This window comes from Sanguibacter sp. Z1732, assembly GCF_051020515.1.
Taxonomy (GTDB): Bacteria; Actinomycetota; Actinomycetes; order Actinomycetales; family Beutenbergiaceae; genus CALKWS01.
On the sequence record NZ_CP194857.1, the window covers coordinates 3,728,944 to 3,741,853 of the forward strand.

The following is a 12,910-nucleotide window of genomic DNA, read 5'->3' on the forward strand; positions in this document are numbered from 1 at the left end:
TTCGTCACCGGCGCCACAGCCGCAACGCTGCCTCCAGTGGGCCGCGGGAGAAGAAGTGCCGCCAGGCCACCGCCGCTCCTACCAGCACCAGTGCCATCACCGCGGTGATGGCCAGACCGTCCTGGGCGGTCTGCGGCCCGGGACGCACCACCTGCGCGATGGCGAACAAGTGGACCACATACACCGTCAGCGCCAACTGCCCCGTGGCCACCAGCGGCCAACCAAAGCGGCCCAGGTAAGGCAGCACCAATAGTGTCAGGGCCAGCACCGCCACGGCCGAGGCGCTGCCCCGGATCAGCCACAACGGCATCTGCGAATGCGCCGCCGCCGAGAGGAACCAGTCCACAGCCGGCTCTCTACCGGGCCGCCCCAGGAACACTTCCAGCACCCGGGAGCCGAGTTCGGCAATCAAGGTCAGCACCACTGCCGCCACAGTCAGCCGTATCTGGACCCACCGGTCGTGCAGCCGCAACCGGCCTAGCCACATCCCGAATAGGAACGGCGCGAGCCAGGTGATCACCGGGTAGGGCCCGGTCAGCAGTGTCGAGGCCACGATCTGCCCCGGCGCGTCCAGCATCGTGGCAGGCTCGCGGTCGAAGACCTCACCGGTTCGCAGTTGGACACCCAGCCACACCAGTGGCCCAGCGGCAACTGCCACGATCGAGGCGGTCAGCAGCAGCCCGGACGGTGCCCGCACCACCACCAGTCCCACGAGGAAGAGCACCGCATAGGTGGTCAGGATGACATCAGAGCCATGACCCGCTAACTGAGTACTCAACCCGATCAGGCTCAGCAGAACCGTCCGCCACAACACCTGCCCCCACGGCAGCGCGCCACCGTCACGGGCTCGCCGGGTCAGCAACGAGTACCCGATCCCGGCCAGCAGCACGAACAACAATGAGGCCCGCCCGTGCGGCAACCGCATGACGAGCCCAGCAATGCCGTCGTCATACAGCGGACCGATGTTGACCGCGACCATGCCCACGATGGCCAGCGCCCGTGCCGCGTCCAGCCCGGTGACCCGGCCATGGGGTGCGCTGGCATCCGGGGAGGCGCCTGCCGTGTGCGCCGCGCTCACCGATGCGCCATCCTGCTGCTCCGCCCTGGCACAGGTTGTGACCGCGCCCATCCAAGTGTCATGTCGACCCGGTGAAGGGACCCTGGGCCGACTAGGTGCGAGGCCCTCTGAGCCCCTCCGCGGCCGGCCCGGGCGTTCCTACGTCAGTTGGAGGGTGGTGAGGCAGGTCGCGCCCTCGTCGGTGGTGGAGAAGTCGGCTGACCCGGTCAGGCCGTCATAGTGAACCTCAATGGTGCCCTGGACATCGCGCGGCAACCAGAAGCCGGCGAAGCCGTTCGCATAGGTCGTCACCTCTTCATCGATGAGCACCTCGCCTGTTGCATCGTCGAGGATCCGCACCTGGAGGTCCTCGTCGGTCAGCTCACCCTGGCATGTGGTCAGGCTGTGGTAGAAGCACTCGTGAGTCTGGTTCACGTAGGGGGCTACGGAGAGGTAGAAACGGTCCTCGGGCATGGGCAGGGTAAGTTCTTGCTGCCCATCGGAGAACATCAGTTCATCGGCTCGGATGGAGGCCATGTAGTCGGTGGGGCGTTCGGGCCCACCGAGTCGATCGAGGTGGTCGATCATCTCCGCGACCTCCATGCCGGCCAGGTCATGGGTGGCGAGGAACTCGGCTTCATCACCCTCGGTGGTTGGCTCGGAGGCCGGATCCGCCGAGGAGCAGCCGGCGAGGATCAGCACCAGCGCCCCGACGATCGCCGCAATTCTTTTCACGTTCTTCCACCTGTCCTATCAGTCCCGGCGCATCTTCTGACCAGCACGGCAGCAGGTCATACTTACCAAGGATTCTTGCCGATCAACTGGGTCATCGTAGGCAACTGCTGCTGCCGAGAGTTTAGGTCTTTCGTCCCGGACCCAGGCGGAGCCTTCCTGCGGCGCCTATTTGAATCGCCCCAGCAGGCCGTTCTGGGCCGGCGCGGGCGCAAGTAGCCCTGTCAACTGATGGTGGCGAGGAGTTCGTTGCAGGCTTCCTCGCAGGCTCGGCACGCCTCTGCGCAGATGCGGCAATGGTCATGGGCCTGTGCGTGACGGGCGCACTCATCGCCGCAGGACTGACAAGCCTGGGCGCAGGCCTGCAACTGAGCACGGATGAGGTTAGCGTCATGACCGGTTTGTCGGGACAGCATGCGGGCCGTGGCATCGCAGATGTCGGCGCAGTCCAGGTTGGTACGTATGCACGTGCGCAACTCGGCAACCATTTCCTCGCTCAGACAAGCGTCTGCGCAGGCGGTACACGCCTGGGAACAGGCCACGAGGGCATCGATCGTTCGGGCCAGTAGATCCCGGTCCAGAGTGATCTGGGCAGGGTGGGTATCCATCATCTCTGCGGTTCTCATTGTCGCTCCCGTTTCGATAACCATCACAGCATTGGCTCTCGACGTTACGACAGCAGCGGCAGGCATGCAGCCGGCGAGGCGGGGTGTGACGATGAAGGTTTGATGAAGTATTCCGGTAATCCCGTGATCAAACCGTGATCTGAGGATTTGCGGTATGTACTGTCACTCTTGCTCCCGCCGTGCGGGAAGCCCACAAGCGGACGCCGAACCCTGCCACCGCACCGTGGTCACCGATCAACGCCGTGGCAGGGGCGGGGGACCCAACCGTCGGTGCGCGAGCACCTAGGGGTGAAGTCCCGCCTGGGAAGCCAGGTGAGACCGGGTGAATCTCCAACCCGAACCCGACAACTGACCTCGTAGGCGAACTGGAGAACCGAATTGACTGAACCAACAACCGGCGCCCGACACCGCGCGGCCTGCCGCCCCTCCACCCCACTGACCGTTCTTGGTCACGCAGTCACTGGGACCACCGGCAGACGGGCGCTGGCCGTCTTTGCCTCCTCCGGCTTGGCGCTCACCATGGGCGCCTCCAGCGCTGTAGCCCTCCCCCAGGTGTCGAGTTCGAGTTCCGGCGTTGGCTCCCTGGCCAACGTGGTGCTCGACGCCGACCTCGACAAGGTGACCACCTCACCGACCGTCTCGGTCGATGCAGACATCGCCTGGGACTTCGCCGCCGCCGAGGTCTCCTCCGAAGCCCCGCCCCCTCCCCCGCCGCCAGAGCCGGTCATCACCGCGCCGCAGCGCCCCACCCAGGACGCCGCCCCGGCCTCCCGCACCGGGCAGCGCACCGAGCAGCCGGCTCAACAGCCGGAGCAGCAGGCCGAGGAGCAGGCCGGGGAAGGCTCGGGCGGGTCCAGCGAGCAGGTCGCAAGCACCTCTTCCGGTTCTGCGGTCGTGGACGTCGCCCGCCGCTATGTAGGCACCCCGTATGTGTGGGGCGGCTCCACCCCGGCGGGCTTTGATTGCTCGGGCTTCACCGCCTACGTCTTCGCCCAATTCGGGGTAAGCCTGCCTCGGACATCCGGTGCCCAGGCGGGCGCCGGACGCATCGTCTCGGCAGCCGAAGCCCAGCCCGGCGATCTGGTGGCGTGGCCCGGTCACGTGGGCATCTACACCGGCAATGGCAACAACATCGCCGCCCGAAACCCCGGCACCGCGCTGTACGAGGGACCCATCTTCCATAACAACCCCACGTTCATCCGCGTGCTCTGACCGCAGATCTCAGCACTCTGCATCGGCCCGCCCTGCCCCAGGGGCGGGCCGATGCTCGTGCTGTGGGTGCCGACGAGGACGCATCCCTTGAGGTGCCCATTGGAGTTGATATCAAGCCTGTGAATGCTGACGACTTAACGGCAGTTCGATAGTGAACACCGCGCCGTGGCCAAGCCCCGCGCTGTCCGCTCTCACACTGCCCGCATGGGCCTGGGCGATGGAGTGGCTGATGGCAAGGCCGATCCCCGACCCTCCGTGCGCGCGGTCACGAGCAGCATCGGCACGGTAGAAGCGCTCGAACAGGTGGGGCAGATGCTCGGCGGCTATTCCGCTGCCATTGTCCTGCACCCACAAACGCAGGCGCGATCCAATCCGGTCGGCGCCCAACTGGACCTGACCTCCCTTGGGGGTGTGCCGCACGGCGTTGTCCAGCAAATTTGTCAAGACCTGCCCGAGCCGGTCAGGGTCGGCGGTGATGACCGCCTGGCGTTCTGACCTTGTGGCCACGATCGCCAGGTCAATGTCCTTGCTAGTGCACTTCACGCTTGCCTGTGCTGCGGCGTCTTCGAGCAGGTCACCGACCCGCACCAGCTGCCATCGCATTTCTAAGCGTCCCTCGCTAGCGGCAGTCACCAGGGCCATGTCCTGGGCCAGACGGGCAAGTCGTGCCACCTGCTCACGCAGCATGACTATGGTCGGTTCATCAGCCGGCACGACACCGTCCACAATCCCTTCGAGGTAGCCATCCAGCGTCGCCACCGGGGTGCGCAATTCATGAGCCAGGTCGCCCAACATGCGAGTGCGGGTCTGTTCGATCCCACCAAGGTCGGTGGCCATGGTGTTGAACGCGCCGGCGAGGTCATCGAACTGCGCACCCATGCGGACCGCTGGCACATGGACGTTGTAGTCACCGCTGGCGACCTTCGCTGCTGCTTGGCGGAGGCGTTCTAACGCCATGGTGATGCGTCGAGTAAGGAAAATGCTGACCAGCACTGACGTCAGGAGAGCGACGAGGAGCGCCAGGGACAGAGACAGGGTCCATGCCGCGGTGAAGGCTTGCCTTGCGTGCGCCACGACCTCGGAGTCAGCGGGCTCGGCCATGAGCATGTGATCGTGGAAGATCATCGGCCCGATCACCGAGGCCACAGCCCATGCTGTCCCGGCGGCCACCAACAGGACCGCGACGATCGCTGCCAGGAGCCGAGCACCCAGCCCCCACTGTTTTCGCGGCCGCTTGTTCATGAACCCGTCCCCATTCGGTAGCCGACCCCCCGCACAGTGCGGACGAACCTCGGCGCGGATGCCTTGTCGCCGAGTTTGCGCCGCAGATGCCCGATGTGAACATCGACAAGGTTGTCATCGCCCACCCAATTGGGCCCCCACACCGTCTCGATGAGTTGGCGCCGGGAAAAGACCATGTCCGGGCGCCCCGCCAGCGCTGCCAGGACGTCGAACTCAGTGCGCGTCAATTGGACACTCTTTCCGTCGAGGAACACTTCCCGCCCCAGAGCGTCAACGGTCAATGGCCCGAACGACGCCACTGCGCCATGGTGGCCCGGTGAGTTCTGCCGCGGACGACGCAGCATCGCCCGCACCCGTGCAACGAGCTCACGCGCGCTGAACGGCTTGGTCACATAATCATCGGCGCCCACCGACAGGCCGATAAGTTTGTCTACCTCCTCCACGCGAGCGGTGAGCATGATGATGTAGCAATCAGAAAACACCCGCACCCTCCGGCACACCTCGATGCCATCGAGACCGGGCAGACCAAGGTCCAGCACCACCACCCCAGGGCGCCACTGTCGCGCACGCTGTACCGCGTCATCACCGTCCCCGCAGGTCTGGACCTCGAAGCCATCGCGCTCCAGATAGTTCGCAACCAATCGCGCCAAGGGGGCTTCGTCATCGACGACCAGAACCCGGGGCAGGTTCACTTCCGAATGAGCAAGTGAAGTCATGACGGCTCTTCAACTTTGAGCGTGGTGTGCCGTTGAGGTAGGGGCTCGTGGCCCTGATCCAACATGGGTGTTGTCAAAGCATCCAGTTGGAGAAGGGACCACGAGCCTGTGTGCCACGATACGCACCGGCGCGATGCTGCGTCGATTCTGTTCAACCTGCCCGGTTACCGGGTGATCACCGCCTCGCGGCGTGCCGATGGGCAGCGGGTGGTGCTGATCGAAACCACTGCCGGCGAGGACGGGTGTCCCTCGTGTGGGGTGATGTCGAACCGGGTGCATTCGCGCCCGGTCCAGCAGGTCAGAGACGTCAGTTGCGGCGGGCAGCCGGTGGTGGTGCGGGTGCGCAAGCGCCGATACCTGTGCGCCGAGCAGGTTTGCCCGCGGGGCACGTTCACCGAGGTCACCGAGGAGTTGCCGGCCCGGGCCAGGGTGACTACGCGCTTGGCTGCGACGGTGGCCGGGGCGCTGCGCACCGAGCCGCGGGCGGTCTTGGGGGTGGCCGGGGAGCATGGGTTGTCGTGGACCACAGTGATGCGCCTGGCCACCCAGACCTTGGATGTAGACGGGCACGCCGATTCGCGCCTGGTGCGCCGGCTGGGGATCGATGAGCACCGCTTCCGCAAGGTGCGCTATGTCCGAGACGCCGACATCGGGGCCACGGTGCGAGTAGAGCCGTGGTCGGTCGTATTCACCGACCTGGACACCGGCGCGATCCTCGACGTCGTCGACGGACCCCGGGCGGCCGCAGTCAAGTCCTGGTTGCGGGCCCGGCCGCGGTGGTGGCGCAAACGCGTGGAGACAGTCGCCATCGACATGTCCAGTGAGTTCCGCTCCGCCGTTCGCGAGGTGTTGCCGAAAGCGAAGATCAGTGTCGATCACTGGCACGTGATCCGCCTGGCCAACCAGATGCTCACCGACGTGCGCCGACGCCGGGCCTGGGAGGTTCATGGCCGGCGGGGCCGGTTGATCGACCCGCCCTGGCGGTATCGCAAGTTGCTCACCTGCGCCGGGGACCGACTCTCGGTGCGCCAGCGAGAACGTCTCCAGGAGATCCTGGAGGCCGACATCGAACTGGCCGTGGCCTGGGGCATCAAGGAACACGTGCGCCAGTTGATGGCCACCCGCGACACCGCAGCGTTCCAACGGGCCTGGTCGGAGTTGGAGAAGGCGGTGCGGGCCACCCGCCTGCCCGAGCCGCGCCGGCTGTTCAAGACGTTGTCTGCGTGGCGCCGGGAGTTGCTCACCTTCTGCCGCACCCGCACCACCAACGCCCGAACCGAGGCGGCGAACCTGACCGCCAAGACCTTCAAACGCATCGGACGCGGGTATCGCAATCATGACAACTACCGCTGCCGCATAATGGCCTACACGACGTCACCAAAGGCGGCGTGAAACACCCCTCACCACGCTGAAAGTGGAAGAGCCGTCATGACTCCATAGTGAACCAAGTAGACCGTCACTAAAAGCGTGAGTGTCCCCACCATCCTCGGGCAGCACCGAGGCGATGACGGCCTGGAAGGCTGGAGTGAACGTCGCCGATGCCAACTGGAGCAGGAAGATGAGGATGTAGATCTGCCAGGCCTCCGCCACAAACGGAAGGGGACACGGCGACCGCGGCCAGGATCAGGTCCGTCCTGCCAGGTTCAGGAGATCAGTGCGGGTTCACGATCGTGTCGTGTGATGGACAGGCCTATCGGCCGTGTCTTGATGGGTTGCGGTTTCGTGCTGTAGTTCGTCGATGAGGACCCTGGTGTTCTCGGAGTAGTCCACGGGCACGGCGAGGAGTTGCACTCCGCCCTGTGTGAATGCGTGCTCCAGGGCGGGGCCGAGTTGTGCAGCGTCGGTGACGTGGGTGCCGGTCGCGCTGTAGGCCTGTGCATAGGCGACGAAGTCTGGGTTGTCGAACGTCATTCCGTAGTCGGTGAACCCGTCGACGGCTTGCTTCCAGCGGATCATGCCGTAGGCGTGGTCTTCGAGGATCACGACGACGAGGTTGAGGCCGAGCCGCACGGCGGTTTCGAGTTCTTGACTGTTCATCATGAACCCGCCATCGCCGCAGACGGCCATCACGCGACGGCCCGGGTGCAGGAGCGAGGCCATGATCGCAGACGGCAGTCCGGCTCCCATTGCGGCTAGTGCGTTGTCGAGCAGAAGCGTGTTCGCTGTGATGGTGCGGTAGTTCCTGGCGAACCAGATTTTGTACATCCCGTTATCCAGGGCGACGATGCCGTCATCCGGCATGACCTGACGGACCTCGTGCACGATGCGCTGCGGGGTCAGCCGATCTTCGGTCGCCCGGTCGGCGACGTTCGCGAGGATGCCTTCACGCAGCGGGAGCAGCGCTTGGGCGTGGGGCACCTTGCCATCCAGCCGGTCTGTGAGGGCGTGCAGGGTGTGTGGAGGTCGCCGATGACCTCGACCTGCGGGACATAGACCTCTTCGATGGTGGCGGGCTGGTAGTCGAGATGAACGATGGTCTGCCCGCGGGAGTGCATGGTGAACGGGGGTTTTTCGACGGTGTCGTGGCCGATGGTGATGATCACGTCGGCCTGGTCGATGGCCTCGTGCAGGTAGTCGCCCTCGGTCAGGGCCGCGGTGCCCAGGTAGAGGTCGGTGCACCCGGAGACGGTGCCCTTACCCATCTGCGTGGTGAAGAACGGGATCCGCATGCGCGCAACGAACTCCGACAGGGCGTGGGTGCATCGTGGCCTGGCGGCGGCAGCACCGAGCATGATCAAGGGGCGCCTGGCGCCCGAGATCACGTCCGCGGCTGCGGCGATCACGTCGAGGCTGGCGACGGGAAGAGTCGCAGGGGTGGGCGGGATGAGATCCACCTGAGGTGCGGTGGCGGCGGCGATATCCTCGGGAAGTTCGAGGTGGACCGGGCCGGGTCGTTCGCCTGTGCGACTCGGAAGGCCTCTCGGATCACGGTGGGGATGGTGGGAGGCGAGGTTATCTGCTTGGTCATCTTGGTCACGGGTGTCATCGCGGCGATCGTGTCGACGATCTGGAACCGTGCCTGCGCGGCGGTGAGGATGCTCTTTTGCCCGGTGATCATGACCATAGGCATCGCACCGAGCAGCGCGTATGCCGCGCCGGTGGAGAGGTTGAGCGCTCCTGGGCCGAGGGTGGTCAGGCACACCCCGGGACGGCCGGTCAGGCGTCCGTGGGTGGCGGCCATGAAGGCGGCTGCCTGCTCGTGGCGGGTCAGTATCAGTTCGATACCAGAGCGGCGGATCGCTTCGAGGAGGTCGAGGTTCTCTTCGCCCGGTATTCCGAAGATGCGCTCGACGCCTTCGTTCTCGAGAGCTTTGACCAGCAGGTCTGATGCGGTGTGTGTGTTGGGCATGATGCGGCTGTCCTCCTTGGCTTCGTCAGGTGAGTTGCAGGGTGGTGAGGCTGTGGAAGTGGCAGTCATGGGCCTGCTGCAGATACGGGGCGAGGGAGAGGTAGAACTCGTCCTCGGGCAGCGGGATCGAGGATTCGTTCCCCTCGCCGTCGAAGGGCACGAGCGAATCGGGTTCGACCGAGGCGATCAGACCCTCGAGGCGGATCGCATCGAGGTGCTCGGTGATCTCTCGCCCGTCGAGCCCGTTGAGCTCATACTCGGCAAGCCAGCTCTCGGCGATGTCGGTGGTGGCCGAGGCGGCGCCGGTGGAGCAGCTGGCGGTGAGCAGCGCTGCTAACAGGACCGCGATGATCGTGGTGACGGTTCGGGTGGTGGACTGTTGAGGCATAGGTCTGCGCTCGTGTCTGACTCAGGCGGGCACTACGGGGTTGTGGGTTCGGGTGGCTGGTGCAGGCGGGGTGCCCACTCGCGGACGAGCGCGACGGCGTCGAGTCCTGTGGCCGCGACCGGGGCGCCCTCGTGTTCGTGGATGACTAGCACCGGGTCGGTGAAAGCCAGTCGTGTTGTGGTGCCAAGGCCAGTGTGGCCGGCTCCGGCGAGGATGTGTCCGTAAATGCTGGAGGTAAACGTCGAGAACGGCCGATAGACACCGGGGGCGTCACCGAGGCCGTGGTCGTGCAGCAGGGTGCGTGCGGCGTGGGTGCCTTGGGCTGCGGCATCGTCCCAGTGGTCAATCCGGTAGGTGCCGAGGCTGGGGTGCTCGTGGAGGGCGACGCCGCCGGCGGCGTAGATACGCTGCCCTGGTGCTTCGCGCAGGCGGAGCTGGTCGTCGACCGGTATTCCTTCTGGTCTGTTCCAGGGTGAGGGGGCTGTCGGGAGGGTGCCGTGGGCGATGATCGCCAGATCGCCTTCGACCCGCTCGCCACTGTCGAGAACGATGGTGATGTGGTCGGGGTGGGTGCGCACGGCTTGGATGGTGGCGCCCAGGTAGGTAGCGCCCCGAGCGCGATGCAGTTCCAGGAGTTCACCGGCGATGTGCTCACCGAAGGTGAGGAGCCAGGCAGAGTTGAGCGGCTAATCAGTGCGACTTCGTGCCCGGCGGTGCTCAGCAGTGAGGCGGTCTCTGCCGCGAGCAGTCCACCGCCGAGGATCAGGACACGGGCCGAACTGTGGAGCGCGGCGATCTGGTCGCGGACACCGGCGGCATCGGCGAGCGAATGCAGGGTGGTGAGCCTGCCGGTGGCCATGGCCTCGTCGCGCCCAAGGACATTCTCGCCCAGGGTGCGCGGCCTACTGCCGGTGGTGACGATGAGACCGTCGTAGGTGCGGCTGTCGCCGGAGGAGAGGTCGACCTGGCGGGTGCGCGGGTCGATACCACGCACGGTGTCGGCCACCAGAGTTGCGCCGGTCTTCGGCAGTGCGCTCTGCTCGGGTGTGAGCAGACCGATGGCCACCCCCTTGTTGACCAGGGTGCGGTTGAACGGTTGCTCCCCGGTGCGGGTGAGCAAGTCAATCTGCGCTTCAGGTACGGCGGCTTGCAGGGACTTTGCGGCAGCGGCTCCTGCCGCGCCCGCTCCGATGATGCCAATAGTTTGCGGCCTCATCGCGGTTCCTGCGGCTGGGCGTTGGTGAAGGCGGGCAGCAGGATCGCGCCAATGAACCAGGGGGCGTCGTCGGGGCTGAGTCTTCCGGTGCGTACTTCCTCGGCGGCACCATTGAGCACGACGTGGGTGGTGGTCAGCAGCCACGACACGGGCAGGTCGGCGCGGAAGGCACCCTCGTCCTGGCCGCGCAGCAGTAGGCCGCGCATACGGGCCTCGGACTTCTCGTGCAGTTCACGGATACGGGCCGCGGACAACTCCTTCTGGGCCGTGGCCAGCAACGCGCGGGATTGGTCGACGAACACCCAGCTGGAGGTCACCAGCCGCTGAAACGCCTCGCGGGCATCCCCGTCGAGCGGCACCTCGCTGAGCACGTCCTCGGCGCGTTCGAGACTCTCCACCAGGGCGGCCTCAATCAGTTCGGCACGGTTCTGGAAGTGCCCGTAGAGGGTCTGACGGCCCACGCCGGCCTCGGCGGCGATATCAGCGACCGAAGCATCGGGGTTCTTCCGAATCGCGGTGACGGTACCGGCCAGGATCTTGGCTCGGTTGCGCAGGGCATCAGCCCGCTGGTTCGCCGCGCCACGCCTGCCGGCACCGGTCGGCGGGCGCTCACGATTCGTGGTGGTCTTCTTCGTCACCATTGCTCCACCTTTTATCTCAGACAGGAATGTATGAGATAGTCTACCCGTTACAAGTCGTACGCGCATGTATGAGTTTGCGTGTGGGTGAGCCGACAGGTCGCTCGAGACAGGCAAGGAAGGAGCACGAGAGCCATGAGAACGACAATCACGACACGCGCAGGAGTTGAGCGATCATGAACCAGACCGAAGCACCGGCTCCCACGGCGGGAGCGAAGCAGTGGTGGGGGCTGGCCGTGCTGGTCACACCCTCGACGCTGCTGTTCATGATGCTGACGATCCTGTTCCTGGCAGCGCCGAACATGGCCGCCGATTTGAATCCAACGAGCACGCAACTGCTGTGGATTCTGGACATCTACGGGTTCGTCATGGCCGGGTTCCTGGTCGCCATGGGCGTGCTCGGAGACCGGATCGGTAAGCGTCGATTGATGGTGATCGGCGCGATCCTCTTCGCGGGCACCTCGATCGCGGCCGCGCTCACGACCAGTCCGGAACTGATGATCGCCTGGCGTGCGCTATTAGGCCTGGCCGCCGCCATGATGATCCCAGCCACCCTGGGGTTGATCTTCGTGCTGTTCGCCGATGCGAATCAGCGCGGCGTCGCCATCGGAGTGTGGGCCGGCGGCATCTCCGCCGGTGTGGCGCTTGGCCCGCTGCTTTCCGGCCTGCTATTGGAGGGCTTCGGCTGGCAGGCCACGTTCTTGGTGGCGGTGCCGATCATGGCGCTGGTGGTCATCGGTGCTCCGCTGCTGCTGCCCGAGCACAAGGACCCCACAGCACGGATCGATCTGTTCAGCGCCCTGCTGCTGGTCGGCGGTCTGCTGGCGATCATCTACGGCATCAAGCGCTTCGCCGCCCAGGAGCCTGCCGGCCCTTCGGTCGCCCTGTTGGTCGCAGGTGCCCTGGTCGGGTTGTGGTTCGTCATCCGTCAGCTGCGGGCCGAGAAGCCCCTGCTGGATGTGCGGCTGTTCGCCAACCCCACCGTGAGCGGAGCGCTGGCGGTGTTCTTGCTGTCCGCGGCGGCGCTGGGTGGGGTGTACTCACTGTTCACCCAGTACCTCCAGCAGGTCCAGGAACTCTCACCCCTGCAGGCAGGGCTCTCGATTCTGCCGGCGGCGGCGGTGCTGATCGTGGTCGCCACGCTCTCGCCGGTCTTCGCTCGCAAGTTCCGGCCCGGCAATGTGATCGCGATTGGCCTGTTGACCCAGGTGGTCGGTTACATCCTATTCACCCAACTCGACGCCAGCACCGGGCTGGCGCTGGTGATCGCGAGTTTCGTGATCACCTACCCCGGCGTGGCCCCCTCGATGGCGCTCACCACGGACCTGGTGGTCAGTTCCGTGCCGCCGGAGAAGGCCGGTGGCGCTTCCGGGCTTGCGACCACGGCGAATGATCTGGGCATCTCACTCGGTGTCGCGGTGATCGGTAGCGTTGGTATCGCCGCTTACCGGGGTCAGATCGGCGGGCTTCTGCCCGATGGCCTGCCCGCCGATGCTGCCGCGGTGGCATCGGACAGCGTCGACGGGGCCATGGCCACCGCAACTGAGTTGCCCGGCTCGCTGGGCGAGCAGCTCATCGCAGCCGCGCAGGAAGCCTTCACCGGCGGACTGAACACCGCCGCGATCGTCTCCGCCGTCATCGCCGCCGTGGCGGCAACCATCGCGGCCACCCGCCTGCGCCACGTCCGCCCCACGGGAGAGGCACAGCAGGCCGAGGAGATCAGCACCAGTTGAC

At 65.8% G+C, this 12,910-nt stretch carries 14 protein-coding genes, 1 pseudogene and 1 riboswitch; of the genes and pseudogenes, 3 read left to right on the plus strand and 12 right to left on the minus strand.

The window, feature by feature from the left end; all coding sequences use genetic code 11:
• Positions 1–4: 4 nt before the first annotated feature.
• The 3 genes from ACRRRO_RS19360 to ACRRRO_RS19370 all read right to left on the minus strand — a co-directional run bounded on the left by ACRRRO_RS19360 (position 5) and on the right by ACRRRO_RS19370 (position 2,415).
• Positions 5–1,078, minus strand: coding sequence for a heparan-alpha-glucosaminide N-acetyltransferase domain-containing protein (locus ACRRRO_RS19360; protein ID WP_424789174.1), 1,074 nt, complete (start codon positions 1,076–1,078; stop codon positions 5–7).
• Between the two features lie 138 nt (positions 1,079–1,216).
• Positions 1,217–1,792 (minus strand): CueP family metal-binding protein, encoded by a 576-nt coding sequence (locus ACRRRO_RS19365; RefSeq protein ID WP_424789175.1) that lies wholly within the window; start codon positions 1,790–1,792, stop codon positions 1,217–1,219.
• Between the two features lie 221 nt (positions 1,793–2,013).
• Positions 2,014–2,415, minus strand: a complete 402-nt coding sequence (locus ACRRRO_RS19370; protein WP_424790817.1) for a four-helix bundle copper-binding protein — start codon at positions 2,413–2,415, stop codon at positions 2,014–2,016.
• A gap of 228 nt (positions 2,416–2,643) precedes the next feature.
• Positions 2,644–2,793, plus strand: a riboswitch (cyclic di-AMP (ydaO/yuaA leader).
• Here ACRRRO_RS19370 and ACRRRO_RS19375 point away from each other — a divergent pair.
• On the plus strand, positions 2,794–3,627 hold the full coding sequence (locus ACRRRO_RS19375) for a C40 family peptidase (protein ID WP_424790816.1): 834 nt from the start codon (positions 2,794–2,796) through the stop codon (positions 3,625–3,627).
• 111 nt (positions 3,628–3,738) lie between these two features.
• Here ACRRRO_RS19375 and ACRRRO_RS19380 read toward each other — a convergent pair whose 3' ends face one another.
• The gene (locus tag ACRRRO_RS19380; RefSeq protein ID WP_424798315.1) at positions 3,739–4,869 is read right to left on the minus strand and encodes an ATP-binding protein; all 1,131 of its coding nucleotides are present in this window, start codon (positions 4,867–4,869) and stop codon (positions 3,739–3,741) included.
• On the minus strand, positions 4,866–5,585 hold the full coding sequence (locus tag ACRRRO_RS19385; protein ID WP_424798316.1) for a response regulator: 720 nt from the start codon (positions 5,583–5,585) through the stop codon (positions 4,866–4,868). Before ACRRRO_RS19385 ends, ACRRRO_RS19380 begins: the two co-directional genes overlap by 4 nt.
• Positions 5,586–5,648: 63 nt before the next feature.
• On the opposite strand from ACRRRO_RS19385, the gene ACRRRO_RS19390 reads away from it, so the two are divergent.
• Positions 5,649–6,977, plus strand: coding sequence for an ISL3 family transposase (locus tag ACRRRO_RS19390; protein ID WP_424796914.1), 1,329 nt, complete (start codon positions 5,649–5,651; stop codon positions 6,975–6,977).
• Positions 6,978–7,247: 270 nt separating this feature from the next.
• On the opposite strand, the gene ACRRRO_RS19395 is transcribed toward ACRRRO_RS19390, so the two are convergent.
• The 7 genes and pseudogenes from ACRRRO_RS19395 to ACRRRO_RS19425 form a co-directional block, all read right to left on the minus strand.
• On the minus strand, positions 7,248–7,847 hold the full coding sequence (locus ACRRRO_RS19395) for a thiamine pyrophosphate-dependent enzyme (RefSeq protein WP_434080724.1): 600 nt from the start codon (positions 7,845–7,847) through the stop codon (positions 7,248–7,250).
• Positions 7,848–7,861: 14 nt separating this feature from the next.
• On the minus strand, positions 7,862–8,368 hold the full coding sequence (locus ACRRRO_RS19400) for a hypothetical protein (RefSeq protein WP_434080725.1): 507 nt from the start codon (positions 8,366–8,368) through the stop codon (positions 7,862–7,864).
• Positions 8,365–8,934 carry a thiamine pyrophosphate-binding protein gene (locus ACRRRO_RS19405; protein WP_434080726.1) on the minus strand — a complete coding sequence of 190 codons (570 nt, stop codon included), beginning with the start codon at positions 8,932–8,934 and terminating at the stop codon, positions 8,365–8,367. Before ACRRRO_RS19405 ends, ACRRRO_RS19400 begins: the two co-directional genes overlap by 4 nt.
• Positions 8,935–8,959: 25 nt before the next feature.
• A complete protein-coding gene (locus ACRRRO_RS19410; RefSeq protein ID WP_424789181.1) occupies positions 8,960–9,322 on the minus strand; it encodes a hypothetical protein in 363 nt (120 codons plus the stop codon).
• A 32-nt stretch (positions 9,323–9,354) separates the two neighbouring features.
• Positions 9,355–9,969 (minus strand): FAD-dependent oxidoreductase, encoded by a 615-nt coding sequence (locus ACRRRO_RS19415; protein WP_434081608.1) that lies wholly within the window; start codon positions 9,967–9,969, stop codon positions 9,355–9,357.
• 89 nt (positions 9,970–10,058) lie between these two features.
• Positions 10,059–10,538, minus strand: a pseudogene (locus ACRRRO_RS19420) (FAD-dependent oxidoreductase); the annotation flags it as partial.
• Positions 10,535–11,179 (minus strand): TetR/AcrR family transcriptional regulator, encoded by a 645-nt coding sequence (locus ACRRRO_RS19425; protein ID WP_424789183.1) that lies wholly within the window; start codon positions 11,177–11,179, stop codon positions 10,535–10,537. The gene ACRRRO_RS19425 and the pseudogene ACRRRO_RS19420, both read right to left, overlap by 4 nt.
• Before the next feature lie 173 nt (positions 11,180–11,352).
• On the opposite strand from ACRRRO_RS19425, the gene ACRRRO_RS19430 reads away from it, so the two are divergent.
• The gene (locus tag ACRRRO_RS19430; protein WP_424797672.1) at positions 11,353–12,909 is read left to right on the plus strand and encodes an MFS transporter; all 1,557 of its coding nucleotides are present in this window, start codon (positions 11,353–11,355) and stop codon (positions 12,907–12,909) included.
• The last annotated feature ends 1 nt before the right edge of the window (position 12,910 follow it).

Excerpts from the sequence above, each read along its gene's own strand:
- ACRRRO_RS19370 (WP_424790817.1), bottom strand. The coding sequence starts at position 2,415 with ATGAGAACCGCAGAGATGATGGATACCCACCCTGCCCAGATCACTCTG.
- ACRRRO_RS19380 (WP_424798315.1), bottom strand. The coding sequence starts at position 4,869 with ATGAACAAGCGGCCGCGAAAACAGTGGGGGCTGGGTGCTCGGCTCCTG.
- ACRRRO_RS19385 (WP_424798316.1), bottom strand. The coding sequence starts at position 5,585 with ATGACTTCACTTGCTCATTCGGAAGTGAACCTGCCCCGGGTTCTGGTC.
- ACRRRO_RS19390 (WP_424796914.1), top strand. The coding sequence starts at position 5,649 with ATGGGTGTTGTCAAAGCATCCAGTTGGAGAAGGGACCACGAGCCTGTG.
- ACRRRO_RS19405 (WP_434080726.1), bottom strand. The coding sequence starts at position 8,934 with ATGCCCAACACACACACCGCATCAGACCTGCTGGTCAAAGCTCTCGAG.
- ACRRRO_RS19410 (WP_424789181.1), bottom strand. The coding sequence starts at position 9,322 with ATGCCTCAACAGTCCACCACCCGAACCGTCACCACGATCATCGCGGTC.
- ACRRRO_RS19425 (WP_424789183.1), bottom strand. The coding sequence starts at position 11,179 with ATGGTGACGAAGAAGACCACCACGAATCGTGAGCGCCCGCCGACCGGT.
- ACRRRO_RS19430 (WP_424797672.1), top strand. The coding sequence starts at position 11,353 with ATGAACCAGACCGAAGCACCGGCTCCCACGGCGGGAGCGAAGCAGTGG.